The organism is Stenotrophomonas sp. UBA7606 (assembly GCF_002477705.1).
Classification (GTDB): domain Bacteria; phylum Pseudomonadota; class Gammaproteobacteria; order Xanthomonadales; family Xanthomonadaceae; genus Stenotrophomonas.
Genome location: NZ_DLJW01000106.1, coordinates 59,463 through 83,422, shown reverse-complemented (window position 1 = coordinate 83,422; position 23,960 = coordinate 59,463). Strand labels below are relative to the sequence as shown.

Annotated in this window: 26 protein-coding genes; 17 read left to right on the top strand and 9 right to left on the bottom strand. The window is 66.5% G+C overall.

Annotated elements, in window-relative coordinates; genetic code table 11:
• Positions 1–158: 158 nt before the first annotated feature.
• From glnA to amt, 3 genes are all read left to right on the top strand, one after another.
• Positions 159–1,568, top strand: coding sequence for a type I glutamate--ammonia ligase (gene glnA / locus B2527_RS13155; RefSeq protein ID WP_293714188.1), 1,410 nt, complete (start codon positions 159–161; stop codon positions 1,566–1,568).
• Positions 1,569–1,932: 364 nt separating this feature from the next.
• Positions 1,933–2,271, top strand: a complete 339-nt coding sequence (locus tag B2527_RS13150) for a P-II family nitrogen regulator (protein WP_057627937.1) — start codon at positions 1,933–1,935, stop codon at positions 2,269–2,271.
• Between the two features lie 88 nt (positions 2,272–2,359).
• The gene (gene amt, locus B2527_RS13145; protein WP_293714184.1) at positions 2,360–3,778 is read left to right on the top strand and encodes an ammonium transporter; all 1,419 of its coding nucleotides are present in this window, start codon (positions 2,360–2,362) and stop codon (positions 3,776–3,778) included.
• 226 nt (positions 3,779–4,004) lie between these two features.
• Here amt and B2527_RS13140 read toward each other — a convergent pair whose 3' ends face one another.
• Complete coding sequence (locus B2527_RS13140) at positions 4,005–4,223, bottom strand: DUF6500 family protein (RefSeq protein WP_293714182.1); 219 nt, start codon at positions 4,221–4,223, stop codon at positions 4,005–4,007.
• Between the two features lie 194 nt (positions 4,224–4,417).
• On the opposite strand from B2527_RS13140, the gene B2527_RS13135 reads away from it, so the two are divergent.
• The 5 genes from B2527_RS13135 to B2527_RS13115 are packed head-to-tail and all read left to right on the top strand — an operon-like array spanning position 4,418 to position 8,966.
• Positions 4,418–5,155, top strand: coding sequence for an N-acetylmuramoyl-L-alanine amidase (locus tag B2527_RS13135; RefSeq protein ID WP_414717089.1), 738 nt, complete (start codon positions 4,418–4,420; stop codon positions 5,153–5,155).
• 28 nt (positions 5,156–5,183) lie between these two features.
• Positions 5,184–6,239, top strand: a complete 1,056-nt coding sequence (locus B2527_RS13130) for a two-component system sensor histidine kinase NtrB (protein WP_293714179.1) — start codon at positions 5,184–5,186, stop codon at positions 6,237–6,239.
• Entirely contained in the window at positions 6,232–7,680 is a 1,449-nt protein-coding gene (gene ntrC / locus B2527_RS13125; RefSeq protein ID WP_293714177.1) for a nitrogen regulation protein NR(I), read from the top strand. Before B2527_RS13130 ends, ntrC begins: the two co-directional genes overlap by 8 nt.
• Positions 7,681–7,719: 39 nt before the next feature.
• Positions 7,720–8,289 (top strand): superoxide dismutase family protein, encoded by a 570-nt coding sequence (locus tag B2527_RS13120; protein WP_293714175.1) that lies wholly within the window; start codon positions 7,720–7,722, stop codon positions 8,287–8,289.
• Between the two features lie 59 nt (positions 8,290–8,348).
• Positions 8,349–8,966, top strand: coding sequence for a superoxide dismutase family protein (locus B2527_RS13115; RefSeq protein WP_293714173.1), 618 nt, complete (start codon positions 8,349–8,351; stop codon positions 8,964–8,966).
• 389 nt (positions 8,967–9,355) lie between these two features.
• Here the strand turns inward: B2527_RS13115 and B2527_RS13110 are convergent, their stop codons facing one another.
• A complete protein-coding gene (locus B2527_RS13110) occupies positions 9,356–10,243 on the bottom strand; it encodes a hypothetical protein (RefSeq protein ID WP_293714171.1) in 888 nt (295 codons plus the stop codon).
• A gap of 90 nt (positions 10,244–10,333) precedes the next feature.
• Here B2527_RS13110 and B2527_RS13105 point away from each other — a divergent pair, with 90 nt between their 5' ends.
• On the top strand, positions 10,334–11,629 hold the full coding sequence (locus B2527_RS13105; RefSeq protein WP_293714169.1) for an acetyl-CoA C-acetyltransferase: 1,296 nt from the start codon (positions 10,334–10,336) through the stop codon (positions 11,627–11,629).
• A gap of 215 nt (positions 11,630–11,844) precedes the next feature.
• Positions 11,845–12,789 carry a hypothetical protein gene (locus B2527_RS13100; RefSeq protein WP_293714168.1) on the top strand — a complete coding sequence of 315 codons (945 nt, stop codon included), beginning with the start codon at positions 11,845–11,847 and terminating at the stop codon, positions 12,787–12,789.
• Positions 12,790–12,868: 79 nt separating this feature from the next.
• On the opposite strand, the gene B2527_RS13095 is transcribed toward B2527_RS13100, so the two are convergent.
• The 4 genes from B2527_RS13095 to B2527_RS13080 all read right to left on the bottom strand — a co-directional run bounded on the left by B2527_RS13095 (position 12,869) and on the right by B2527_RS13080 (position 16,489).
• Positions 12,869–13,306 carry a hypothetical protein gene (locus tag B2527_RS13095; RefSeq protein WP_293714166.1) on the bottom strand — a complete coding sequence of 146 codons (438 nt, stop codon included), beginning with the start codon at positions 13,304–13,306 and terminating at the stop codon, positions 12,869–12,871.
• A 40-nt stretch (positions 13,307–13,346) separates the two neighbouring features.
• The gene (locus B2527_RS13090) at positions 13,347–14,618 is read right to left on the bottom strand and encodes a heme biosynthesis protein HemY (RefSeq protein ID WP_343124760.1); all 1,272 of its coding nucleotides are present in this window, start codon (positions 14,616–14,618) and stop codon (positions 13,347–13,349) included.
• The gene (locus B2527_RS13085; RefSeq protein WP_293714164.1) at positions 14,615–15,592 is read right to left on the bottom strand and encodes a uroporphyrinogen-III C-methyltransferase; all 978 of its coding nucleotides are present in this window, start codon (positions 15,590–15,592) and stop codon (positions 14,615–14,617) included. Before B2527_RS13085 ends, B2527_RS13090 begins: the two co-directional genes overlap by 4 nt.
• 105 nt (positions 15,593–15,697) lie before the next feature.
• Positions 15,698–16,489 carry a uroporphyrinogen-III synthase gene (locus B2527_RS13080; RefSeq protein ID WP_293714162.1) on the bottom strand — a complete coding sequence of 264 codons (792 nt, stop codon included), beginning with the start codon at positions 16,487–16,489 and terminating at the stop codon, positions 15,698–15,700.
• Positions 16,490–16,531: 42 nt separating this feature from the next.
• On the opposite strand from B2527_RS13080, the gene B2527_RS13075 reads away from it, so the two are divergent.
• From B2527_RS13075 to B2527_RS13055, 5 genes are all read left to right on the top strand, one after another.
• The gene (locus B2527_RS13075; RefSeq protein ID WP_293714160.1) at positions 16,532–16,990 is read left to right on the top strand and encodes a YiiD C-terminal domain-containing protein; all 459 of its coding nucleotides are present in this window, start codon (positions 16,532–16,534) and stop codon (positions 16,988–16,990) included.
• A gap of 27 nt (positions 16,991–17,017) precedes the next feature.
• Positions 17,018–17,449 carry a hypothetical protein gene (locus B2527_RS13070; protein WP_293714158.1) on the top strand — a complete coding sequence of 144 codons (432 nt, stop codon included), beginning with the start codon at positions 17,018–17,020 and terminating at the stop codon, positions 17,447–17,449.
• 64 nt (positions 17,450–17,513) lie between these two features.
• On the top strand, positions 17,514–17,951 hold the full coding sequence (locus B2527_RS13065; RefSeq protein WP_293714156.1) for a rhodanese-like domain-containing protein: 438 nt from the start codon (positions 17,514–17,516) through the stop codon (positions 17,949–17,951).
• 103 nt (positions 17,952–18,054) lie between these two features.
• Complete coding sequence (gene secB, locus B2527_RS13060; RefSeq protein ID WP_293714154.1) at positions 18,055–18,570, top strand: protein-export chaperone SecB; 516 nt, start codon at positions 18,055–18,057, stop codon at positions 18,568–18,570.
• 19 nt (positions 18,571–18,589) lie between these two features.
• Entirely contained in the window at positions 18,590–19,618 is a 1,029-nt protein-coding gene (locus B2527_RS13055) for an NAD(P)H-dependent glycerol-3-phosphate dehydrogenase (RefSeq protein WP_293714152.1), read from the top strand.
• Between the two features lie 421 nt (positions 19,619–20,039).
• Here the strand turns inward: B2527_RS13055 and B2527_RS13050 are convergent, their stop codons facing one another.
• The 3 genes from B2527_RS13050 to B2527_RS13040 form a co-directional block, all read right to left on the bottom strand.
• Positions 20,040–20,612, bottom strand: coding sequence for an Ax21 family protein (locus B2527_RS13050; RefSeq protein WP_293714150.1), 573 nt, complete (start codon positions 20,610–20,612; stop codon positions 20,040–20,042).
• Positions 20,613–20,992: 380 nt separating this feature from the next.
• The gene (locus tag B2527_RS13045; RefSeq protein WP_293714148.1) at positions 20,993–21,586 is read right to left on the bottom strand and encodes an NADPH-dependent FMN reductase; all 594 of its coding nucleotides are present in this window, start codon (positions 21,584–21,586) and stop codon (positions 20,993–20,995) included.
• A gap of 21 nt (positions 21,587–21,607) precedes the next feature.
• Positions 21,608–22,189: a LysE family translocator gene (locus tag B2527_RS13040; protein ID WP_293714146.1), complete on the bottom strand. Its 582-nt coding sequence runs from the start codon at positions 22,187–22,189 to the stop codon at positions 21,608–21,610.
• An 89-nt stretch (positions 22,190–22,278) separates the two neighbouring features.
• On the opposite strand from B2527_RS13040, the gene B2527_RS13035 reads away from it, so the two are divergent.
• Together B2527_RS13035 and B2527_RS13030 are read left to right on the top strand one after the other, a co-directional pair.
• Entirely contained in the window at positions 22,279–23,169 is an 891-nt protein-coding gene (locus B2527_RS13035) for a LysR substrate-binding domain-containing protein (protein ID WP_293714144.1), read from the top strand.
• Positions 23,170–23,405: 236 nt separating this feature from the next.
• A complete protein-coding gene (locus B2527_RS13030) occupies positions 23,406–23,912 on the top strand; it encodes an RNA polymerase sigma factor (RefSeq protein ID WP_293714142.1) in 507 nt (168 codons plus the stop codon).
• The last annotated feature ends 48 nt before the right edge of the window (positions 23,913–23,960 follow it).

Below are 23,960 nucleotides of genomic sequence, written 5' to 3'. Positions count from 1 at the left end.
AACGGTGCGATCGTATGATGTGCGCACCATCATGGTGCATTCATTCTGCGCCACTTGGTGGGTTCACCCAATTAAAACAATGCGTTACGTCGTCGTGAAAGTTGGCACGGGGTTTGCTGTATTACAGGCACATCACCACCCATCCGAGGTTTCACCCGATGTCCCTGGAAAACGTTGAGAAGCTGATCAAGGACAACCAGATCGAGTTCATCGACCTGCGTTTCGTCGACATGCGTGGCATCGAGCAGCACGTGACCTTCCCGGTCTCGATCATCGAGCCGTCGCTGTTCGAGGAAGGCAAGATGTTCGATGGCAGCTCCATCGCCGGTTGGAAGGGCATCGCCGAGTCGGACATGGTGCTGATGCCGGACGCCGACAGCGCCTACCTGGACCCGTTCTACGCCGACCCGACCCTGGTGCTGACCTGTGACGTGCTGGACCCGGCCACCATGCAGGGCTACGGCCGCTGCCCGCGCGGCATCGCCAAGCGCGCCGAGTCGTACCTGAAGTCCTCGGGCATCGCCGACCTGGCCTTCTTCGGCCCGGAGCCGGAATTCTTCATCTTCGATTCGGTCCAGTTCGCCAACGACATGGGCCACACCTTCTTCAAGATCAACTCCGAGGAAGGCGCCTGGAACACCGGCAAGAGCTACGAAGGCACCAACAGCGGCTACCGCCCGACCGTGAAGGGCGGCTACTTCCCGGTGCCGCCGACCGACACGCTGCACGATATCCGCGCCGAGATGTGCAAGGTGCTGGAAAAGGTCGGCATCGAGGTCGAAGTGCACCACCACGAAGTGGCCAATGCCGGCCAGTGCGAGATCGGCGCCAAGTTCAACACCCTGGTCACCAAGGCCGATGAACTGCAGCGCATGAAGCACGTCATCAAGAACGTTGCCCACCGCAACGGCAAGACCGTGACCTTCATGCCCAAGCCGCTGGTCGGCGACAACGGCAGCGGCATGCACGTGCACCAGTCGCTGGCCAAGGGCGGCGCCAACCTGTTCTCCGGTGATGGCTACGGTGGCCTGAGCCAGATGGCGCTGTGGTACATCGGCGGCATCTTCAAGCACGCCCGTGCCATCAACGCCTTCACCAACTCCGGCACCAACAGCTACAAGCGCCTGGTACCGGGCTTTGAGGCACCGGTGATGCTGGCGTATTCGGCCCGCAACCGCTCGGCGTCGTGCCGCATTCCGTGGGTGTCCAACCCGAAGGCCCGCCGCATCGAAATGCGCTTCCCGGATCCGATCCAGTCCGGCTACCTGACCTTCACCGCGCTGATGATGGCCGGCCTGGACGGCATCAAGAACCAGATCGACCCGGGCGCACCGAGCGACAAGGATCTGTACGACCTGCCGCCGGAAGAAGAGAAGCTGATCCCGCAGGTCTGCTCCTCGCTGGACCAGGCGCTGGAAGCACTGGACAAGGACCGCGAGTTCCTCAAGGCCGGTGGCGTGATGAGCGACGACTTCATCGATGCCTACATCGCGTTGAAGATGAAGGAAGTCACCGCGTTCCGCGCGGCGACCCATCCGCTGGAATACCAGCTGTACTACGCAAGCTGATGTAACGGCGGCCAGTACAGCGTGCTGGCCGCCGGCAACACCAGGTGCAGTTACTGGCTGTTATTAGGCGGCGGTGGCGTGGACCCTCCCCCTCCCATCTGCGTCATCGCCGCCGCCTTTGTTGCTGGGGAGCACAAAGGTATGCAGCAGCCGGCAACACACCTGCAGGGGCAAGAGAATCCGAGCGCGCGGCATGGGACAGTCCTCCCTCCCGCGTGGTTGTGGCAGCCGGCAATACGGCCGGTGGCAACAGCCAGGTCCATGATGCGTTCGGCGCAACAGCCAGCGGTCGCACAGCGGCCGGTGGAAGACACGATGCCGGCCCGCAGCCGCAGGCCGGTCTCCTCCACATCGGGACATGCGCATGAAATTAATCTCCGCGATCATCCGTCCATTCAAGCTCGACGAAGTGCGTGAAGCCCTCGGCGCCGCAGGCGTTTCCGGCATCACCGTCACCGAGGTCAAGGGCTTTGGGCGGCAGAAAGGCCACACCGAGCTGTACCGTGGCGCTGAATATGTCGTCGATTTCCTTCCCAAGATCCGCATCGAGACCGCCGTCACCGACGACAACGTCGAGGCGGTGATCGAAGCGCTGCAGGGCGCCGCCGGCACCGGCAAGATCGGTGACGGCAAGATCTTCGTTACCGCGCTTGAGCAGGTGGTGCGTATCCGCACCGGCGAAACAGGCGCAGACGCGCTGTAAGAACCGCACCGCCCCGTCCTCCGGCGGCAGCGACCGCCAGATGACAACGGGTCGCTGGCAGGTTCCACCCCCACAACCGGAGTCGACAATGCGAACGGAATTTTTCACCGGGTTGAACACCCGGTTCGGAGGCCTGTGCCTGTCTTTCATGCTCAGCGTGCTGCTGTTGGGTATGTTTTCCAGTACGGCATGGGCACAGGACACGCAGGCCCCGCCTGCAAGCACGACGGAAGCGGCGGCCCTGCCGGCAGCGGCCGTACCCGCCGCTGCGGCAGAGGCTGCAGCCAGCTTCGACAAGGGCGACGTGGCGTGGATGCTCACCGCCACCTTGCTGGTCTTGATGATGGTGGTACCCGGCCTGGCCCTGTTCTATGGCGGCCTGGTGCGGGCCAAGAACGTGCTGTCGGTGCTCAGCCAGGTGCTGGTGGTGTTCTCGCTGGTGCTGATGCTGTGGGTGGCCTATGGCTATAGCGCGGTGTTCAGTGCGGGCAACCAGTTCTTTGGTTCCTTTACCGAGTTCGCCTTCCTCGAGGGCTTCACCCCGGACTCGGTGGGCAATACGCCGATCGCAGGCCTGCCGGATTTCCTGTTCGTCGCCTTCCAGTCGACCTTCGCCGGCATCACCACCGCACTGATCGTCGGGGCCTTCGCCGAGCGCATCAAGTTCCGCGCGGTGCTGCTGTTCTCCGCGCTGTGGTTCACCCTGAGCTACATCCCGATGGCGCACATCGTCTGGGGTGGCGGCTATCTGGGTGAGATGGGCGCGATCGACTTTGCCGGTGGCACCGTGGTGCACATCAACGCCGGTGTTGCCGGCCTGGTGGCCGCATGGTTCGTCGGAAAGCGCCTGGGCTATGGCCAGACCGCGTTGAAGCCGCACAACCTGCCGCTGACCTGGATCGGCGCGATGCTGCTGTGGGTGGGCTGGTTCGGTTTCAACGCCGGCTCGGCCGCTGCTGCCGACACCGTGGCCTCGCTGGCCTTCATCAACACCGTGCTGGCGACGGCCGCCGCGGTGCTGGGCTGGACGCTGGTGGAAGCGATCACCAAGGGCCATCCCTCGGCGCTGGGCGCGGCCTCGGGTGCGGTTGCCGGCCTGGTTGGTGTAACCCCGGCCTGCGGCACGGTGGGACCGTTGGGCGCCATCGTGATTGGTTTTGTCACCGGCATGGTCTGCGTCTGGGGCGTGACCGGCTTGAAGCGGCTGTTGAAGGCCGACGACACCGCCGACGTGTTCGGCGTGCACGGCGTGGGCGGCATTGTGGGCGCCATCCTCACCGGTGTTTTCAGTGCGCAGTCGCTGGGCGGTACCAAGGCTGATCTGGATATCGGCCATCAGCTGTGGGTGCAGGTGGTCAGCGTGGGCTTCACCGTGTTGTGGTCGGCGGTAGTGACGGCGGTGGTTTTGTTGGTGGTCCGCGCGCTGGTTGGCCTGCGTGTCAGTGAAGAGGCCGAACGCACCGGCCTGGACGTGACCACCCACGGCGAATCGGCCTACGAGGCATAAGCCCTGAAGCCCCTCTCCCGCTTTTCGCTTCAAGCCCCTCTCCCGCTTGCGGGAGAGGGGTTGGGGTGAGGGCAGCTTTTGAGGCGTTACCGGGCAAGCCCCTGCCGAGCATGGCTCGGCACTACCGCTTCAAGCCCCTCTCCCTCCGGGAGAGGGGTTGGGGAGAGGGTAAGCCGAAGCAGCATCCCCGTACGGCCGGAACCAAACTGAAGAAACCCAAGGGGCGTCAGCCCTCAGCCAGCACCAGCGCCTTCACCTTCTCAGCCTTCTCGAAATGATCCAGGCGCTGGATCGAGATCCACCACGTAGCCGCTTCCATCAACAACTCAGGGTCGTCATTGCGGTTGGCGAAGAACGCATAGAACGACACCCCGACCGTCGGCCCCTTCGCCGCGATCTTCGCATCGCAGACCGCAACGATCTTCTGTTTCAGTGAATCACGCATGGTGGCTCCCGCAGACATAACAGCACTTCGTCTGCATAGCCTAGCCACAACGGCCAGTCATCCGCAGCCGAACGCGGTCGCGGCGTCCACTTCCTGAGCAGGGCTTCCAATGCATGCAGTCCACATCGACGCATCCGCCTTGCCATGCCCGGATGCACTTGCAATGCCGCGCCCGGCAACGTGCAATGTCCTCCATGAAGACCAGACTGCTGCTGCCGCTCGCCCTGTTGGCCACGCTGACCGCCTGTACCTCCACACCGGAGCGCAATCCGCTTGCGCACTGGGTGCCGTCGCCGAACTACAACGACCGCCAGCCGGTGTTGATCGTGCTGCACCACACCGAGCAGAACTCGGTGCAGCAGAGCCTGGACACGCTGCGCAGTGCCAACAGCGGTGGCAAGGTCAGCTCGCATTACCTGGTCGGCAGCGATGGTGAGCTCTACCAGCTGGTGGCCGATGGCGAACGCGCCTGGCATGCCGGTGGTGGCCGCTGGGGCGGCTTCACCGATCTCAACTCCACCTCGATCGGCATCGAGATCGACAACGACGGCAGCAGCCCCTTCACCGAACCGCAGATCGCCACCCTGCTGCGCCTGCTCGAAGACCTGTGCACGCGCTTCAACATCCCGCGCAGCCAGATCATTGGTCATGCCGACCTGGCACCCACCCGCAAGGCCGACCCCAGCCGCTATTTCCCCTGGCAGCAGCTGGCCGCTGCCGGCTTTGGCCTGTGGCCGGACCCCAAGCATGGTCCGGCCCCGGTCGGCTTTGACAGCTGGATGGCGATGCAGGCCTTCGGCTATGCGCTGGACGACCGGGCTGCCGCCGCGCGCGCCTTCCACCGCCGCTTCCGCGGCAGCGACACGCTGCTGGCCGAGCTCGATGCCGAGGACGCCCGCATCCTGCATTCCCTGCTGCTGCAGAAGCAGTGATGCGGCCGCTTTGCACTATATTGGTGCAATGACCGACGCCGACTTCTCGCCGACCCCGGAATTGCTGGCCACCCCATTGGTCTGGTGTGGCGCGGACGGCCGTATCCAGGGGGCCAACCCGGCCTTCTGCCGCTGGCTGGGGGTCAGTGTGCGGCGCCTGCTTGGCCAGCCGCTGGTGTCGCTGGAAGCGCAGGGTGAGGTGCTGGCACAGCGCCTGGCCAACCCCGCCACCGACATGAGCCGCCTGCCACGGCTGACCCTGGCCCTGCCGGGCGAGGCACCGCGCTTCGCCGATGGCTGGGTGAGTGCGCTGGAGCAGGGCGGCTGGCTGCTGGAAGCGCACCCGGTGGACGAGTTCCAGGGCACCGATCCGGCACAAGTGCTGCCCGGTGCCTTCAGCGCGGCGCTGAAAGGCCTGGCCCATGAACTGCGCAATCCGCTGGCCGGCCTCAAGGGCGCCGCCCAGCTGCTGGCGCGCCGCGCCAGCGGCCGCGATGCCGACGAGCGCGAGTTGATCGAACTGATCGGCGCCGAGATCGAACGCCTCAATACCTTGCTGGAACAGCTGCTGTCGCCGGCACCGCAGCGCCCGCATGCGCCGCTGAACATCCATGCCGCACTGGAGCGGGTGCTGCGCCTGGTCGAAAACGAGGCCGGCTGGTCGGTGCGCCTGCTGCGCGATTACGACCCCAGCATTCCCGAGTTCCCCGGCGACGCCGACCGCCTCACCCAGGCCTTGTTGAACCTGGTGCGCAACGCCATCCAGGCCGGCGCCACCAGTGTCACCCTGCGCACCCGCGTCGAGCACGGCCTGCGCATTGCCGAGCAGCCGTATGCGCTGGCCCTGCGCCTGGAGGTGGCCGACGACGGTCGTGGCGTGCCGGAAGAACTGGCCGAGCACCTGTTCCTGCCGCTGGTCAGCGGCCGTGCCGAGGGCACCGGCCTGGGCCTGGCGCTGGCGCAACAGGTGGCGCGCGAACACCGCGGCACGCTGAGCTACCGCTCGCGCCCCGGCCATACGGTGTTCACCGTGCTGCTGCCGCTGCCAGCCGCCGAGGAAGCGGCGGAGGGGGCCGATGCATAAGCCCACGCAGGCCGCGACGGTATGGGTGGTGGATGACGACCGCTCGGTGCGCTTCGTACTGACCACCGCCCTGCGCGATGCCGGCTATACGGTCGAGGGTTTCGACAGCGCGGCCGCTGCCTTGACCGCGATGGCCCAGCAACCCGTGCCGGACCTGCTGTTCACCGACGTGCGCATGCCCGGTGATGACGGCCTGGTACTGCTGGACAAGCTCAAGGCCGCGCACCCGCAGCTGCCGGTGATCGTGATGTCGGCCTATACCGATGTCGCCAGCACCGCCGGCGCCTTCCGTGGCGGCGCGCATGAGTTCCTGTCCAAACCCTTCGATCTGGATGATGCGGTGGAGCTGGCGCGGCGCGCGCTGCCCGAGGCCGAGGAGTTGCCGGCGCCGATCGCTGCAGCGCCGCTAGCGGCACACAAGGACGAAGGCCCGCCGCAGCTGATCGGCGACACCCCCGCCATGCGCGCGCTGTTCCGGGCCATTGGCCGTCTCGCGCAGGCGCCGCTGTCGGTACTGATCAATGGCGAGACCGGCACCGGCAAGGAGCTGGTCGCCAATGCGCTGCACCGCGAATCCCCGCGCGCCAAGGGCCCGTTCGTCGCCCTCAACACCGCCGCTATCCCGGCCGAACTGCTGGAAAGCGAATTGTTCGGCCACGAGGCCGGTGCCTTCACCGGCGCCAGCAAGCGCCACATCGGTCGCTTCGAGCAGGCCGATGGCGGCACCTTGTTCCTGGACGAAATCGGCGACATGCCGCTGGCCCTGCAGACCCGGTTGCTGCGTGTGCTGGCCGAGGGCGAGTTTTTCCGTGTCGGCGGCCGCGAGCTGATCCGCGTCGACGTGCGGGTGGTCGCGGCCACCCACCAGGATCTGGAAACCCTGGTTGAACAAGGCCGCTTCCGCGCCGACCTGCTGCATCGCCTGGACATGGTGCGCCTGCTGCTGCCGCCCCTGCGCGAGCGCCTGGGCGATGTGCCGCAGCTGGCCGAGAACTTCCTGGCCAACGCCGCCCGCCGCCTCGACATGCCGCCCAAGCGCCTGTCCGCTGCCGCCGTCAAAGCCCTGCGCGAGCACCAATGGCCGGGCAACGTCCGTGAGCTGGAAAACGTCTGCTGGCGGCTGGCGGCACTGGCCGTGGCCGACACCGTATCGGCCGAGGACGTGCAGGCCGCGCTGAACCGCGGCGGTCGCGCCGCAGCCAGCACGGCGGCGGTCGCGCCGCAGCACTGGGATCGGGCGTTGGCCGCCTGGGCGCGGCAACGGTTGGCCGAAGGCGCCAGCGGCCTGCACGCCGAGGCGCGCGAGCGCCTGGACAGCGTGCTGCTGGAAGTGGCACTGGATTTCACCGATGGCCACCGTGCAGACGCCGCAACGCGTCTGGGACTGGGCCGTAACACTGTTACCCGCAAACTGGGGCCTGGCCGCCGTCGCGGCAGTTGACCGGCACCGGCCCCTCCGTTCCATCGCAAGGAGATATCGATGCGCATCCTGCTCCCCGTCACCGCCCTGGCCGCCAGCTTGCTGCTCAGCGCCTGCGGATCCACCCCGGCCCCGAAGCCGCAGGCGCCGCCTCCGGTGGCGGCAGTCAGCACCGCCAGGATGGCTGAAGCCAATCTGGCCCCGGCCTCGGCCAGTCTGGTCAGCGGACGTCTGGCGCTGGTGCCGGAGGCGGGCGGCGTACACATCACTGGCGTGATCGGCGGTTTGCCGCGTGGCCAGCAAGCTGCTTTCCATGTACATGAGAAGGGGGATTGCAGTGCGGTGGACGCCAGCAGCGCCGGTGGTCACTTCAATCCGGCCATGCAGCCACACGGCCGCGCCGGTGCCGGTGTGCACCACGCCGGTGACATGGACAACCTGCAGGCCAATGCCGAAGGTGTGGCCAACGTGGATGTTCACCTGCGAGGGGTTACCCTCGGGGGTGGCGGCAGCAATGACGTTGCTGGTCGCGCCTTGGTGGTGCATGCCGCCGCCGATGATTACCGCAGCCAGCCCGCCGGCAATGCCGGCGCACGCGTGGCCTGTGCGGTGATCCGTGTGGTGCGCTGAGCGCGCCCGCAGCTACCCTGTCCCTCAAGAACGATCCGCCAAGCAAGGGAGTTACCCATATGCGACTGATCCATACCAGCCTGTTCCTGGCCAGCGCCCTGGCCCTGAGTGCCTGCAAGCAGGGCGCCGAGCCCGACGCCGCACCGGCCCCTGATACCACCGCCCCGCCTGCGGCTGCCGCACCGGCCACCGACCCGGCGGCACCGCCTGCCATGGCCGCTCCGTTGGCCACCGCCCAGCTGCAGCCGACCAAGGACAGCAGCGTGGCCGGCACCATCAGCTTCAGCCTGGTTGACGGCCTGCTGCGCGCCAGCGGCGACATCAGCGGGTTGAAGCCCAACAGCGAACATGGTTTCCACATCCATGAGAAGGGCGATTGCAGTGCGCCGGACGGCACCAGCGCCGGTGGCCATTTCAACCCGGGCAGCAGCGAGCACGGCAGCATCGAGGCGCCCGCGCACCATGGCGGTGACATGCCCAACATCGTTGCCGACGCGCAGGGCAATGCACATATCGATGGGCCGGTGGCGAGCAACGTCAACGTCGGCAAGGGTGATGCGTTCGACATCATCGGCCGCGGCCTGATCGTCCATGCCGACCCGGACGACTACAAGAGCCAGCCGACCGGCAACGCCGGCGCACGACTGGCCTGTGCGGTGATCACCAAGGCGCAGTGACGGTCGTTCGGACCGCGACGCCAAGGCTTGCCCCCCTCCCTTGCGCAGCGCGCAGGGGAGGGTTGGGGAGGGGTGCTTTGGCTTTGGCCTTTGAACGTGCACCTGCTCCCAGCACGAAGCTCTCGTCGTGATTCACTACTGACTTTTGAGGTCAGACGCTCATTTCATGAGCGAGAGGCCAAGGCAACAGCACCCCTCCCCAACCCTCCCCCTTGCCTTCGGCAAAGGGAGGGGGCAGTTCGCGGTGAGCATCAACGTGCTGCATGCACCGCTCCCTCCCTTTCGCGCAGCGAAGGGGAGGGTTGGGAGGGGGGCTCTTGCTTCGGCTTCATCCCGCGCCAAAACAGAAAGGCCGCTTGCGCGGCCTTTCTGCACTCACCCGCGCGCACTCAATGCGCCAGCAGGGCCCTTGCATCCTGACCGGCATGCACGTGCACATACAGCACGTCGATACCATGTGCTTCCAACACCGCGGCCATCTGCCGCTGGCGCATCAGATACTGATCGTAGATGCGCTGCAGGCGGTCACAGGCATTGGGCTCGTGGCCGTAATGGGCGCACCAGCCGGCCGGGTCGAACAAGGCCATGCGTACTTCGCCGCCCACATAGCGCAGCAGCGGTTCCGGCGAGGCTTCCAGCCATTGCTCTTCGTCCGGCGCGAACATCGCCGTCTCCAGCAGCGGCCACAGCTCGGCCAGGCCCTGGTTGTCATACTGCATGGCCATCATGGCGGCCAGGTCATTGACCGTGAAATAGCGTGCGTGCTCGATCTGCGCGCCAAAGCTGTTCTGGGCCAGCAATGCGGTATCCGGCTGCGCCATGCCGTTGGCCAGCAGCACGTCTTCCAGCGCATCGCGCACCAGCTGGCGGGTCTGGGTATCGCCGCCGGCCAGGACGAACGGCAGTACCCGCAACGCGCCGCCGGCCAAGCTGGGGTCGGCCTGCAGCGGCAGCGGTATCTCGCCATTGGCATCGGCACCGAAGGCCAGCAGGCGCGGGCCCTGGTTGCGGCCCGGCGCACGCATCTGCAGCTCTTCCAGGCGGCGATGAATGGGCAACCCGGTGCGCAGCACTTCCGCCGGATCGAAATGCGCGGCGGCAAATACCAGGTCCAGTTCGCTGACCTGCGGAACCAGTTTGGCCAGATCGCGGCCGATCAGGGCGGCCAGCTCGCCGGCCTGCCCGGAGTCCAGTGCCGCCTGCCGCGGCTGCTCGCCGCCGGCCAGTTCCAGTGCTACTACGCCCAGTGCGTTCATGTCGGGGTTGGAATTGCTCATGGTTCGCGGTTGGCCCATCACGGCCTCAAAGCTACACTCAACACCATTATGCCTGCTATCGCATGCAGGCCACGTCGCAGACCCTTTCCCATGTCAGGTACCCGCATGCCCAGCGCTCGTCCCGTCGCCATCCTCGGTGGTGTCCGCATCCCGTTCTGCCGCCAGAACACTGCTTATTCGGACGTCGGCAATCTCGGCATGTCGGTCCGTACGCTTGGCGCCCTTGTTGAACGGTACGGCCTGCATGGCCAGCAGTTGGGCGAAGTGGCGATGGGCGCGGTGATCAAGCATCCCAGCGACTGGAACCTGGGTCGCGAGGCCGCGCTGTCGTCGGGCCTGTCGCCGCTGACCCCGGGCATCACCCTGCAGCGCGCCTGTGGTACCTCGCTGGACAGCATCATCACCGTCGCCAACAAGATTTCCCTGGGCCAGATCGAGTCCGGTATCGGTGGCGGCTCGGACACCACCTCCGATGTGCCCATTGTCTACGGCAAGAAGCTGCGTGCGCGCCTGCTGGCCGCCAACCGCGCCAAGAGCACCGGCGACAAGATCCGCACCCTGCTCAAGGGCTTCAAGTTCTCCGAACTCAAGCCCGAGTTCCCCGGCGTGGCCGAGCCGCGCACCGGCAAGAGCATGGGTGACCACTGCGAGGACATGGCCAAGGAATGGAACATCTCGCGTGATTCGCAGGACGAGTGGGCGGTGTCCTCGCACAAGAAGCTGGCCGCCGCCTATGAGCGCGGTTTCTTCAACGACCTGATCGCGCCGTTCCGTGGCGTGGAGCGCGACAACATCCTGCGCCCGGACACCTCGCTGGAAAAGCTGGCTACGTTGAAGCCGGCCTTTGACAAGAGCTCCGGCCGCGGCACCCTGACCGCCGCCAACTCCACCCCGCTCACCGACGGTGCCGCTGCGGTGCTGCTGGCCAGCGAAGAGTGGGCGCGTGCACATGGCCATGAGCCGCTGGCCTATCTGCGCGATGCGCAGGTGGCTGCGGTGGATTTCGTGCATGGCGAAGGCCTGCTGATGGCGCCGACCGTGGCGGTGCCGGAAATGCTCAAGCGCAACGGCCTGACCCTGCAGGATTTCGACATCTACGAAATCCACGAAGCCTTTGCCGCACAGGTGCTGTGCACGCTGCGCGCCTGGGAGAGCGAGGACTATTGCCGTAACCGGCTGGGCCTGGACGCGGCGCTGGGCCGTATCGACCCGGACAAGATCAACCCGCTGGGTTCGTCGCTGGCCACCGGCCATCCGTTCGCGGCGACCGGCGCGCGCATCATCGGCACCGTTGCCAAGCAGTTGGCCGAACGTGGTGGTGGCCGTGCGCTGGTGTCCATCTGCACCGCCGGCGGCATGGGCGTGGTGGCTATCGTCGAGCGCTGATGGAGTTCTGTAGTGCCGAGCCATGCTCGGCAGGGGCGTTTCCGGTAATCCCCTTTGCCGAGCATGGCTCGGCACTACGGTGTGGTCGCCATTGTTGAGCGCTGCCGTAGCTGTTGTAGTGCCGAGCCATGCTCGGCAGCGGCATTCCCGGTGATGCACCTTGCCGACCATGGGTCGGCACTACAATGTCTGCCTACCAACGGATGGGGCAGGGCATGAAACGCATCGCGATCGGTTTGGCTGTGCTGTTGGCAGGCTGGGCAGCACCTGCCGCGGCCATGACCTTCATGAAGGTGGACCACGTCTGCCCTGTGGGTGGCGAGCGTTTCAGCGCGCAGGAAATGGGTTCGGGCACGGCCTTCGGCCACTTCCTCGACGGGCGCCTGCATGGCGCCATCCAGTCGCCGTGGCCACTGGTGTCCTGCCCGGGCAATGGCTTTGTCATCTACAAGCGCGATTACAGCGCCGACGAGATCAAGCGCCTCACCGCCGTGGTCGAGAGCGACGACTACCAGCGCATGCGCGGCCGTGAAACCAGCTACTGGCTGCTGGCGCGCCTGCTCGAAGCAGCCGATGCACCGCCCCAGGAGCGCGCGGGCGCGCTGCAGCGCGCTACCTGGCAGGCCTCGCCCGCTCAGTACCCGGCCTACGTGCAGGCAGCGGCCACCGCATTTGCACGGCAATGCCCGGACGCCGCCGACCCTGCCGCACGGGACGAAGCCTGGCTGTATTGCCAGATGCTGCTGGGGGAATGGGAACGCCGGTTGTCGCGCTTCGATTCGGCCCGCACACGCTTCCAGCGCCTGCAAACGCTACCGCAGCAGTTGGTACTTGGGGAGGATCGTGCGCGCGCCCAGCGCCAGTACGTTGCAGAGATCGAGCAACAGTTGCAGCTGATCGCCGATGGCAACGCAATGAGTGTGATGGCGGTGGATGCCGATGCACCGATGGGCAGGGAGGGCGCTGATGGTGTTTCGCGCACCGGGCAACACGGTGACGCCGCCGCAGCTGCAGCGGCAGCACAGGCGGCCGCGGACACCGCCGCTTCGGCCGCCGATGCCGCTGCCAGTGCCGCCGCAGCGGCCGCGGATGCGACCATTGATGCGGCGGCGCAAGCGGCCGATGCCAGCGAACAGGCGCTCCGCGAGCAGGGACGCTGAGCATGGCTGCCGACACCTAAACGTCAGCCTTCGTTGTGCCGTCCCCTTTGACCTGCAGCGGCCAGATGCTGCTGCAGGTCTATGCGCGTTCGCCAGGCTGCGAATGGTCCAGCAGGAACTGGCTGATGGCCTTGCGTAGTGGCAGGTCGTCGGTGCGTTGTGCCAGGGCATCGGCCAGCAAGGCGTAGTCCTGTGCTGTGGCCAGGTCGCCCAGGTTGGAATGGCGTTCGGCCAGCGCCAGGCAGATGGAGGCCTCGTAGGTGGTCGCCTTGGCCGCCGTGGCGAGCATCAATGCGCGGGTGTAGTGGTCGATGGCGGCATGGTCATCACTGGTGAAATCGGCCAGGGTTTCCCAAAGGAAAGGGTGGTCGCGACCGGCCAGGGCGACTGCGTCGCAGTAGGCATGCAGTTCCGCGTACAGCGCGGCGCTGGCATCGTCGTCACCTTCTTCGCAGGCGTTGAGGATGGCGTCGGTCAGCGCAACCACGCGCTCGTGGATGTCCAGGGGGATCTGCATGTTGGTTCTTCCGGGAAAACAATAATTGCGCTGCGCGGCATCAGTCCGTCGAACCCGGTAAACGGGGGAACCCATGCGCGTCGCGCTCTTCGGCGACGGCCTGGTCCTGGATCTGCTGGCGCAGATCGCGGCGCTGGATCGGCAGCGGGGTCTGCCCGCGCCGTTGGCGCAACGCATTGAGCAGGCATTGGCTGGCCAGTGCGGAATCGTCTTGGGCGGCGAATGCTTCGCCCAGAGCCTCCCAGGCCTCGGCGCCAGCGCCCTGGGCGATGGCACGGTGCAGGAATTCCTCGGCCTGCGACCACTGCCCCTGGCCACCGGCCAGGCGCGCAAGCGCCAGCAACAGGGCCGGGCTGGACGGGTGCGACTGCAGCCAGCGCTGGGCGCTGGCGCGGCGTGAATCCAGCTTTTCCACTGGCAGCTGCGCGTACAGGCTGACCAGGTCTTCGTCCCACTGGCTGTCCAGGGTCTGTTCGATGCTGCGCAGGGCCACATCGTTCCAGTTCAACGCGACCGCACGGCTGGCATAGCGGGCCACGGCCTGCGGCGACACGCGCAGTGTCTTGGGCAGTACCTCCCAACGCGCGGCCAGGGTGTTCACGTCCTGCGCCTCGTCCAGCATCTGCAGTGCCAGCCGGGTCTCCAATGTCGCCAGTGCTGCAGGTGGCATGGCCTGCTGCTGGCGCAGTGCACCGAGCTGGCCGTAGGCCTCTTCGGCGCGACCGGCACGTTCCAGTGCCTGACTGCGCAGCCACAGGCCGCGCGGCGGCAGGGGTTGTGCGGCGGGCACATCCAGCGCAGCGATGGCCTCCAGCGGTTTGTCCTGCTGCAGCCAACGTTCGGCGCTGTGCAGTGCGTGCAAGACCGGATCGACCGCGGCCAACTGCTGCAGATGGGTGCCGGCACTGGCATTGTCCTCGCGCGCCTCGGCAGCACGCATCGCTGCCACCAGGGCGATGGGGCGGACTTCCTTTTCGTTGGCGGCGCTTTCCAGCATTTTCTCCGCGCGCTGCCATTGGCCGCCGTCTAGTGCACGCAGGCCGTCGATCAGGCGGGCACGGCCCTGCTTGCGGCGGTGCCGGGCCCAGGCCCGGAACGGCATGCTGACCAAGGTCCAAATCAGCCACAGCAACAACAGTGCGATCACCACCGCCAGCAGGGCCTGCGGCACGGTGGCGATGTAGTCGTGGCTACCCGCGCGGACGGTGACCTCACCCAGCGCACGCGCCGAGTCCTGGCTCACCCACTGCGCGCCGAAGATGCCGAGCGCGGCAACCAGCAGAACCAGCAGCAGGGATCGAAATGCCTTCATTGCGCCTCCTTGGCAGCGCGCATGCTGCGCAGTTGTTGCAGGGTGCTGCCCAGTTCGGGCAGGGCGGGACGCAGTTCCACCGCACGCAGGGCCCGCAGCTGCTGGCGCTGTTGCTGGCGCTGCTGCGATTCCGGCCACAGCCGCTGCACCCAGCCATCGACGCGGTCCAGTGCCCGCTGCCAGCCCTGGGTGTCGCCGCGTTCCAGTGCGGCGCGGGCCAGGCTCAATTCGATCTCCAGCGAATCACTGGCGGCAATGCGCTCGGAGCGGGCGACCAGCACGTTGCCATCGGCGGGGCGTACCTGCACCAGCGGCGAAAGCAATTGCTGCCACCACGGCTGTTGGTGTTCCGGGGCGCTGGGGCTCTGCTCGGGCAGCAGCGCCAGTTGGGTGTTCCACTGCGCCAACTGCGCGGCGGTCTGCGCACGCACGCCCTGGCCCAGTGCGTCCAGCGCGTTGCGCTCCTGGATCAAGGCCTGGCGCAGGTTGAGGTAGTCAGGGCTGTCGATGCTTTCCAGCACCCCGGCAGCCAAGGCATACAGGCGCCGCGCGCCGTCCAGGTCACCGGCAAAGCTCAGCCGCTGCGCTGCCTGGCTGAGCAGCAGCTCGGCCTCTTCGCGGCGCACGGCCTGCGCGCCCTGGCGCGAGCTGTCGGCCAGGCGTGCCAGGTTTTCTTCCAGCAGGGCATTGCGTTGGCCCAGGCCCAGTACTTCATCGCGCAGCACGCGGTTGGTGGCCGCGGCATCCTGGATGCTGCGCGCATTGGCGCGCTGGTCGCGGCGCAACGCCTCCAGGCTCTGCTGCAGGGCGGTGAGCTGTTGGGTTTCAGCGTCGCGTGCCTGTGACACCTGCTGCTGCCAGGCCTGCCAGCGGTCCCAGCCGAACCAGGCGGCCGCGCCGACGGCGACAAGCACGATCAGCGGCAGTATCCAGCGCAGCGGGCGAGGCGAAGCAACGGGGGAAACATCATTCATGGGGCACAACATCCTTGGCAGACGTTGCACTACCGGTGACACGGCAGTGCGGTTGATGCCTGCAAAGCATCGCCCGCGCGGTGAATGCCTGCAAGCCGCGGCCGCTCAGCCAGCGCTGGCCGGCAAGGCGTGGACGGCTGCCGCCGCTGCATTGGCCAGTTGTGCGGGCATCGGCCCGGCAGCGATATGGCGATTGGCAAACCCCAAGCTGCCTGCCAGTTCGGCAAGCCGCGCGCTGGCGGCGACGATGGGGGCCTGCTGCCAGCGCGCCAGCAGCTCGGCTGGCAGCTGCGGCAGCACGCTGTGCAGGGCTTCGCCGCTGCTGACGACAAGCACGGCAGGGCCTTGCAATGCCTGCAGGCGGTTCACGGTGGCCGCGCCCAAGGCCAGCGGTACGCGGTCGTACACATCCACCCGCAGCAACTGGGCGCCGCGCTCAACGACCTGGCCGGCAATCATTCCACGGCCGCCCGGCGCGGTGACCAGCGCGACCCGCAGGCCCTGCAGCTGCTGCATGGCCGGCAGCGCCAGCAGGCCCTCACTGTCCATCCGCGACGGTGCCTGCACTTGGCGCGCGCCGTGCTGGCGTAGTACCCGCGCGGTTCCTTCACCCACCGCCACCACGTTGCCGGGCAGCAGTTGCGACAGCGGCAGCAGGCGTGCGGCGGCCTGCGCCGCGCTGGGGCTGGTGAACACCAGCCGGTCGCAGCCAGCGGCCTCGGCCAGCTGGGCACGGGTGGTTTCATCGGCGCGCAGCACCAGTCGCCATGGCGACAGGGCCACGGTGCGCGCGCCCAGGCGGGTGGCGGCGCTGCGCAAGGTGTCGTGCTGTCCCTGTGGACGCAACGAGATCAGGTGCCAGGGCATGTCAGTCGGCACATAGGCGTGGCGGTTCATTCCATGCATTATGCGGGCGCTCTCCGTTTCCTGTTTGCTTCCATGCCCGATACCCCCGATCACACCGCGCTGCTGGCGCAGCTGCAGACCACCTTGAACGCGATGCCGCCGGTACAGGCGATGGATATCCGCATCACCGGCTACGACAACGGCGTGCTGAGCATGCAGGCGCCGCTGGCGGCCAACGTCAATGACAAGGGCAATGCGTTTGGCGGCAGCCTGGCCTCGGTGATGACCCTGGCCGGCTGGGCGTTGGTCAGCCTGCGCCTGTCGCTGGCCGGCAAGCAGGCCGAGGTGTATGTGGCCGACAGCAGCATCCGCTACCGCGCGCCCGTGTATGGGGACCTGCAGGCTGCCGCCAGGGCGGCCCCGGAGCAGGATTGGGATGACTTTCTTAACTTGTTCAGTAAGCGTGGGCGTGCACGCATGACCGTGCGTGCCGAGATCGCCGGTGGTGCCGCTGAACTGGAAGGGCGCTTCGTTGCCCTCAGCAAGGGCTAGGATTGGCAACCACCAAGGGGGATACCCATGTTCCGACGCCTGTTTCCGTCCGCGGCGTTCTGCCTGTTGCTGCTGGCCAGCACCGCTGCGCTGGCTGACGGCCCCAGCCGCAGCCAGCGCAACAAGCTGGTGCCGACCCAGGAAGCCTATGTGGCGGCCGTGCGCTGGAACGATTTCGATACCGCCGAAGGCTTCATCGACCCGGAGTACCTCCGGCAGCAGCCGATCACCGACCTGCAGCGTGAACGCTACCGGCAGGTGCAGGTTTCCACCTACCGTGAGCGTTCCAACAGCGTGACGGCCGACGGCGACATCGAACGCCGGGTGGAAGTGAGCGTCATCAACCGCAATACCCAGGCCGAGCGCACGGTGGTGGTCAAGGAGCGTTGGCGCTGGGACCCGGAGGCCAAGCGCTGGTGGCAGGCCACTGGCCTGCCTGACCTGTGGCAGGGCCAATGAGTCATTGGCTGGGCTTTCCTTGCCTGTGCGACAATCCCTGCCCGCTTATCGACCCGTGACCTGAGTGAATTACGAAGAGTTGCTGGCCTTCGCCGGCCGAAATCCGATGCTGTCGCTGGCCCTGGTCGGCCTTACCGTGGCCATCATCGCCACCGAAGTGGCGCGCCTGTTCCGTGGCTACAAGGGCCTGAAGCCGTCCGAACTGACCCACATGATCAATGCGGGCGGGGTGACGGTGATCGACCTGTCGAGCAGCAGCGACTTCGAAAAGGGCCACATCGCGGGTAGCCGCAATGTGCAGCCGGCCCAGCTGAACCCGTCGCACAAGCTGCTGGCCAACGCCAGGCAGACCCCGGTGGTGCTGCTGTGCCGTACCGGCAATGCCTCGGCAACGGCGGCAAAGATGTTGAAGAAGGCTGGCTACGAGCAGGTTTACGTGCTCGAAGGCGGCCTGCCGGCCTGGCAGGCGGCAGACCTGCTGCTGGTCAAAGGCCGCGGCTGAGCAAACTATTTGTGTTCAGGCCTTGTATAGGCGGGCGGCAGCCCCCATCGCTGGTCTGGTAACAATCCCAATCATTGAACAATCTGTTCTGGAGTCCTGAGAAATGTCCGAAGAGAACACCAACGGCGTAGCCCCGGCCGAAAACGCCACCGGCCCGGCTTTCACCATCGAGAAGATCTACGTCAAGGACGTTTCTTTCGAATCCCCGAACTCGCCGACCATCTTCAATGAGAACGTGCAGCCGGACCTGCAGCTGAACCTGAACCAGAAGGTGCAGCGCCTGTCCGAGACCGCTTTTGAAGTGGTGCTGGGCGTCACCCTGACCTGCAAGGCCGGTGAGAAGACCGCCTACGTGGCCGAAGTAGAGCAGGCTGGCGTGTTCGGCCTGATCGGCCTGGACCCGCAGGCAATCGACGTGCTGCTCGGCACCCAGTGCCCGAACATCCTGTTCCCGTACGTGCGTTCGATGGTGTCGGACCTGATCCAGGCCGGCGGCTTCCCGCCGTTCTACCTGCAGCCGATCAACTTCGAAGGCCTGTACGCCGAAACCCTGCGTCAGCGTCAGGCCCAGGGCGAGAACGCCTCGCTGGCCGACTCCGAGCCGGCTGGCAACGCCTGATCGGCGTCTGCGTTTCAGCATGAGTACGAACGACGCGGAAAAGATCGCCGTTCTCGGCGCAGGCTCCTGGGGCACCGCGCTGGCCACCTTGTTGGCCAGGCACGGTTCGCGGACCGTGCTGTGGGGACGTGATGCCGCAGTAATCGAGGCGATTGACCAGCGTCATGAGAATCCCCGGTATCTGCCGGGGATTCCCTTGCCAGAATCCCTGCGCGCCAGCACCGACCTGGCTGCCACCGTTGAAGGTGCGGCCTGGATCCTGGTGGTGGTGCCTTCGCATGCCTTTGCCGAAACCGTGCGCGCGCTGGCGCCGCTGCGGCCGGCCGGGGCAGGCGTGGCTTGGGCGACCAAGGGCTTCGAGCCCGGCTCGGGCCGTTTCCTGCATGAAGTAGCGCGTGAAGTGCTGGGCCCGGACGTGCCGTTGGCCGTCGTCACCGGCCCGTCCTTCGCCAAGGAAGTCACTCTGGGCCTGCCCACCGCCATTACCGTGCACGGTGATGACGAGGCGTTCGCCCAGCAGGTGGCCGATGCCATGCACGGCCCGGCATTCCGCGCCTATACCGGCGACGACATGGTCGGTGCCGAACTGGGCGGGGCGATGAAGAACGTGCTGGCGGTGGCCACCGGCGTGGCTGATGGCATGCAGCTGGGCCTGAACGCCCGTGCCGGCCTGATCACCCGTGGTCTCAACGAGATGCTGCGCCTGGCCGCCGCCATTGGTGGCAAGCCGGAAACCCTGATGGGCCTGGCCGGTCTGGGCGATCTGGTGCTGACCAGCACCGGCGACCTGTCGCGCAACCGCCGTCTGGGCCTGGCCCTGGGCCGCGGCCAGAGCCTGCCGGATGCAGTGAAGGAAATCGGCCAGGTGGTGGAATCGGTGCAGACCGCCGATGAAGTCATGCGTCAGGCCGATCGCCACGGCATCGACCTGCCGATCTCCAAGGCGGTGCAGTCGGTACTGCACGGCGAACTGAGCCCCTCCGAAGGCCTGCAGCAGTTGCTGGCCCGTGAGCAGAAGCCGGAATACCCGGACACGCTGTTCAAGTAAGGATGCGCGACGATCAAAGAAGAAGCCCGGCAATGCCGGGCTTTTTTTGTAGTGCCGAGCCATGCTCGGCAGTGGCTTTACCGATACCCCTTGCCGAGCATGGCTCGGCACTACGCTCCCTCCCTTTGGCGCAGCCTAGGGGAGGGTTGGGGAGGGGTAGCTTTTGACTTTGGCCGGGAAAGCCCCGTGCCGAGTGTGGTTCGGCACCACGCCCCTCCCTTTGGCGCAGCCAAGGGGAGGGCCGGGGAGGGGTGGCGTTGGGCTTTGGCCGGGAAAGCCCCTTGCCGAGCATGGCTCGGCACTACCCGGACTACCACGCAAAAAAAAGAAGCCCGGTCGGGGAGGACCGGGCTTCCAGCGGCGCGGGGGAGAGAGAGCACGCGCCTTGCAACACCACTAACTGTTATCTGTCGTTTGTCGCTTACCAGGTGAAGCGCGGGCCGACGAACCATTCCTTGTCGCCGGCCTTGGCCAGCTTCACTTCGCCGGTCAGGCCCCAGTTGGCGTTGAACTTGCCGGTGGCACCGACGCGGCCGTAGAACTCGCCGTCCGGGTTGTAGCCACGCTTCTTGCTGAAATCCTCGTAGCCGGCCAGGGCATAGCCTTCGAAGTTCGGGGTGAAGGCGGTACGCACGCCGACTTCAGCGCTGTAGCCGTTGAACTTCGGGCCGTACTCCAGGTCCAGCCTCTGGTAGGCGGCACGGGCCAGCAGGTCGGTGTTCGGGGCGACGGTGTAGTTGTAGCCAACACCCAGGCGCCACTGGTCGACATCAGCCTTGAACGTGTCGGTTTCCTGTGCGTTGTATTCACCGAAGACATGGAAGTTCGGGTGCACCGCAACCGAGCCCTTCACGGCCCAACCGTCGGCGTCGCCACCCTTGGCGTCGGTGTTCACGTAACCGCCTTCCACATAGTTGTAGGACAGACCATCAGCGGCCGAGGCAGCGAACGGCAGAGCGGCCAGCAGGCCCAGGGCGATCAGGGAAGTCTTCATTTCGGCTATTACCTTTTTTTATTGGTTTGATCGTTGCGGGGGGTGGAAACGTTTCCCGCTTCGACAGTTGTGAATTATCCGTTAGCCGATGGAATCCACCCTGAATATCAAACTGACCAGTACATAAATTAGGTATGCCTACCGGGAACTTTTGTAGCTGTATCCATGGCCGTGCAGCCAACGGCATGGTGGCCGGTGGCCGAGCTGTTCTGACCAACCCTGATAGCGCAAAGCGCTACCGAGGCGCGCTCCGGAGCCGGGAAACGGAACTGGACGTTTGCGCCGATGACGCATAGCCCCGGTCCCGCCTCGGCGGCCTTGCCAACCCATTGCTGCCGGGTCTGCACCGCGATTTCGTGGCCGCTGCGAGCGCTGTCCGATCAGCTGGCGCTGGCGTGCAGTTGCCGTACCCAGCGTTGCAACGCCTCCAGCACGGCACGCAGGCGCTTCTGGGTCGCGGCGTCGTAATGACCGCTGTCGGCGTCGTAGACATGTGCCGCGTCGCGTACGAACAGCATGGGCGCCGGCAGCACCAGCGATCCGGTGGCGGTCAGTGCATGGCGCAGCTGTGCCTGTGCCAGCCGCGTACCCCAGGCGCCGGGGGTGGCACCGACGATGGCTACCGGCTTGCCTGCGAGCACGTCCTTGCCCTCCGCGGCCGGGCGCGAGAGCCAGTCGATGGTGTTCTTGAGCACGCCGGGCAGGGACTGGTTGTACTCGGGGGTGGCGATCAGCAGGGCGTCGGCCGTGGCAACCGCCGCCCGCAGGCGATGCACGCCGGGGGTGCCGCCGCCGCTTTCGGCCTCCAGGTCTTCGTTGAACAGCGGAACGTCGGCGATGCTGTCGTAGACGGTCAACTGCATGCCCTCCGGCGCGGCCAGCGCGGCGGTCTGTAGCAGGCGGTGGTTGTAGCTGTTGCGACGCAGGCTGCCGGCGAAGGCGAGGATCTGCAGGGGGCGGCTATCGTTGGACATCGGGTTTCCTGTGGTGGTTGTTCAAAGCAGGAGCAGGCCGGCACTGGCCAGCAGGGCCAGCCCCATGATGCGGTCGATACGGCGACGCAGGCCAGGCTTGTGCAGGTACGCGCTCAATTGTTGGCCGAGCACCGCCCACAGCAGCAGGCTGGCGGTGGGAATCAACACGAACAGCGGTGCCAGCCAGGCCAGTGTCCGCACCATGCCCAGCGGTGGAAAGGCGGCCACCAGCGACAGCGCCATCACCCAGCTCTTGGGGTTGAGGAACTGGAAGCAGAACAGGCCGGCTATCCCGGCTGGCAGCGCTGCGTCGGCGCTTGCCCCCGGGCGCGCCTGCAGCAGGCACACGCCCAGCCATCCCAGATAGGCGGCACCGGCTATCGCAATGGCGCTCCGCGCCTGCGGCCAGGCCGATACATGGGTGCCGAAGGCGGCCGCCACCAGCAGCAGGCCGATGCCACCACAGACGATACCGAGGATGGCTGGCCAGGCTGCGACGATGCCGCCATGGGCGGCGGTGCGCAGCACCACCAGATTGTTGGGGCCGGGGCTGAGGGTGGCGACCAGCAGCAATGTGCTGGCGGCGGCGAGTGAACTGAGCAACAGGGTGTCCGCGTCGGTGTGAGCTACGCACGGATTGTCACGGCGCTGGTTGGTGCGTGAGTGATCCAGTCCGGTCTACCATTGAGACCATGAAGTCGCTGCCATTGAATGCCTTGCGGGCCTTCGCGCTGGTCCATGCGCACGCTGGCGTGCGTGCTGCCGCGCGTGAACTCGGCATTTCCCATTCCTCCGTCAGCCGCCAGCTGGCCGAGCTGGAGGCCTGGATGGGGGTGCCGCTGTTCGAACGCGGCACGCGCACATGGACGCCTACACCACAGGGGGCGGCGTTGGCCGAGCGGCTGATTCTGCAGTTGCAGGACATGGCCGATGCCATCGCGACGGTACGTGAGGCGCCGTCGGTGTTTTCGGTCACGCTGAGCGTGGCGCCGTCCTTTGCCGCGCGCTGGTTGCTGCCGCGGCTGCCAGCACTGGAGCGCGCGCATCCGCGCATTGCCCTGTCGGTGTTGGTCAATCAGCGCCTGGACGTATTGTCCGAGGGTGTCGACCTGGCGGTGCGGATGGGGACGGGGCCGTGGCCAGGCCTGGAATGTGAGCCGCTGATGGACGAAGTGCTGTATCCGGTTGCCAGTCCCCGCTTCTGGCAGGGCAGGGAGATGGATGCAGACCCTGCCGGCCTGTCGTCATTGCGCCTGCTGCACGATCGCGACCCGGCGGCCAGCTGGCGACGCTGGTCGCAGGTGCACGGACCGGCGGCATTGCCTGTAGCGGACGAACCACGCCTGGCGTCGTCCGATCTGGTGCTGAGCGGCGCCGAGCTGGGGCAGGGCGTGGCATTGGCACGCGGACGATTGGCGGAAGAGGCGATTGCGAGCGGTGCCTTGATCCGCCCGTTCGGCGAACGCGAGGTAAGGCTGGCTGATGCCTATTGGATCGTGCGCCCGCCGCGCAGCGCCGCCAACGCATCGCGCCGGCATGCGGTGGCCACCGTGGTTGCATGGTTGAAGGCGCAAGCTGGTTGAGCAGCGGCAGCAGTGCACAGTGCTGCAACACAGTGATGACAGGGATACCCCCGGGTTTGATCCGCCGGCACTGAATCGTGTGCGATCGCCACGTTATGATGTGCGGGTTAGCCAGCCTTCCGTGCCAGCCAACGGTTGATTACACGGAGAACGTGTCTGGTCATGCACGGACGTAGTTTTTTCATTGCGGTGCGCGCGCGTCGCGTGGCGCCTGTCCCGCCCAAGTGGAGGCGCTGGTGAGCCGCCAGGCCTCGCGTCTGGTCGAGCGCTTCCTTGCCCTCTATGACGAACTTGCGCGCCATCTGCAGCGGCGCACGGGCAATCGTGAGCGGGCCGAGGATGTCATGCAGGACACCTATATACGCCTGCTCGACGCCGATGCCCGCAACGAAGACGCACGCATCCAGGACGGCCGCGCTTTCATCTATCGCGTTGCCAGCAACCTGGCCATCGACGCGGTGCGGCGCGAGCAGCGGACCCAGGGCCACGGTGAGCCGGAAGCGTCGTTGCCTGACCCGGGGCCGGGACCGCAGCAGCACGCGGTGGGGAACGAACAGTTGCGGCGGCTGGATCACGCGCTGCGGCAGTTGCCGCCCAACAGCCGCCTGGCACTGCTGATGTTCCGCGTGGATGGTCTGTCGCACGCGCAGATCGCACGCAGGCTGGGGGTTTCCGAAAGCATGGTGGCCAAGTACATCGGTCAGGCGCTGCGCCATTGCCGGAGCCAGTTGCAGAAAGAATGATCGATACCACGCCGGCCGCTGCAATTCCGGCGTTGTCCATTCGTCTAC

Excerpts from the sequence above, each read along its gene's own strand:
- glnA (WP_293714188.1), top strand. The coding sequence starts at position 159 with ATGTCCCTGGAAAACGTTGAGAAGCTGATCAAGGACAACCAGATCGAG.
- B2527_RS13150 (WP_057627937.1), top strand. The coding sequence starts at position 1,933 with ATGAAATTAATCTCCGCGATCATCCGTCCATTCAAGCTCGACGAAGTG.
- amt (WP_293714184.1), top strand. The coding sequence starts at position 2,360 with ATGCGAACGGAATTTTTCACCGGGTTGAACACCCGGTTCGGAGGCCTG.
- B2527_RS13140 (WP_293714182.1), bottom strand. The coding sequence starts at position 4,223 with ATGCGTGATTCACTGAAACAGAAGATCGTTGCGGTCTGCGATGCGAAG.
- B2527_RS13135 (WP_414717089.1), top strand. The coding sequence starts at position 4,418 with ATGAAGACCAGACTGCTGCTGCCGCTCGCCCTGTTGGCCACGCTGACC.
- B2527_RS13130 (WP_293714179.1), top strand. The coding sequence starts at position 5,184 with ATGACCGACGCCGACTTCTCGCCGACCCCGGAATTGCTGGCCACCCCA.
- ntrC (WP_293714177.1), top strand. The coding sequence starts at position 6,232 with ATGCATAAGCCCACGCAGGCCGCGACGGTATGGGTGGTGGATGACGAC.
- B2527_RS13120 (WP_293714175.1), top strand. The coding sequence starts at position 7,720 with ATGCGCATCCTGCTCCCCGTCACCGCCCTGGCCGCCAGCTTGCTGCTC.
- B2527_RS13115 (WP_293714173.1), top strand. The coding sequence starts at position 8,349 with ATGCGACTGATCCATACCAGCCTGTTCCTGGCCAGCGCCCTGGCCCTG.
- B2527_RS13110 (WP_293714171.1), bottom strand. The coding sequence starts at position 10,243 with ATGAGCAATTCCAACCCCGACATGAACGCACTGGGCGTAGTAGCACTG.
- B2527_RS13105 (WP_293714169.1), top strand. The coding sequence starts at position 10,334 with ATGTCAGGTACCCGCATGCCCAGCGCTCGTCCCGTCGCCATCCTCGGT.
- B2527_RS13100 (WP_293714168.1), top strand. The coding sequence starts at position 11,845 with ATGAAACGCATCGCGATCGGTTTGGCTGTGCTGTTGGCAGGCTGGGCA.
- B2527_RS13095 (WP_293714166.1), bottom strand. The coding sequence starts at position 13,306 with ATGCAGATCCCCCTGGACATCCACGAGCGCGTGGTTGCGCTGACCGAC.
- B2527_RS13090 (WP_343124760.1), bottom strand. The coding sequence starts at position 14,618 with ATGAAGGCATTTCGATCCCTGCTGCTGGTTCTGCTGGTTGCCGCGCTC.
- B2527_RS13085 (WP_293714164.1), bottom strand. The coding sequence starts at position 15,592 with ATGAATGATGTTTCCCCCGTTGCTTCGCCTCGCCCGCTGCGCTGGATA.
- B2527_RS13080 (WP_293714162.1), bottom strand. The coding sequence starts at position 16,489 with ATGAACCGCCACGCCTATGTGCCGACTGACATGCCCTGGCACCTGATC.
- B2527_RS13075 (WP_293714160.1), top strand. The coding sequence starts at position 16,532 with ATGCCCGATACCCCCGATCACACCGCGCTGCTGGCGCAGCTGCAGACC.
- B2527_RS13070 (WP_293714158.1), top strand. The coding sequence starts at position 17,018 with ATGTTCCGACGCCTGTTTCCGTCCGCGGCGTTCTGCCTGTTGCTGCTG.
- secB (WP_293714154.1), top strand. The coding sequence starts at position 18,055 with ATGTCCGAAGAGAACACCAACGGCGTAGCCCCGGCCGAAAACGCCACC.
- B2527_RS13055 (WP_293714152.1), top strand. The coding sequence starts at position 18,590 with ATGAGTACGAACGACGCGGAAAAGATCGCCGTTCTCGGCGCAGGCTCC.
- B2527_RS13050 (WP_293714150.1), bottom strand. The coding sequence starts at position 20,612 with ATGAAGACTTCCCTGATCGCCCTGGGCCTGCTGGCCGCTCTGCCGTTC.
- B2527_RS13045 (WP_293714148.1), bottom strand. The coding sequence starts at position 21,586 with ATGTCCAACGATAGCCGCCCCCTGCAGATCCTCGCCTTCGCCGGCAGC.
- B2527_RS13035 (WP_293714144.1), top strand. The coding sequence starts at position 22,279 with ATGAAGTCGCTGCCATTGAATGCCTTGCGGGCCTTCGCGCTGGTCCAT.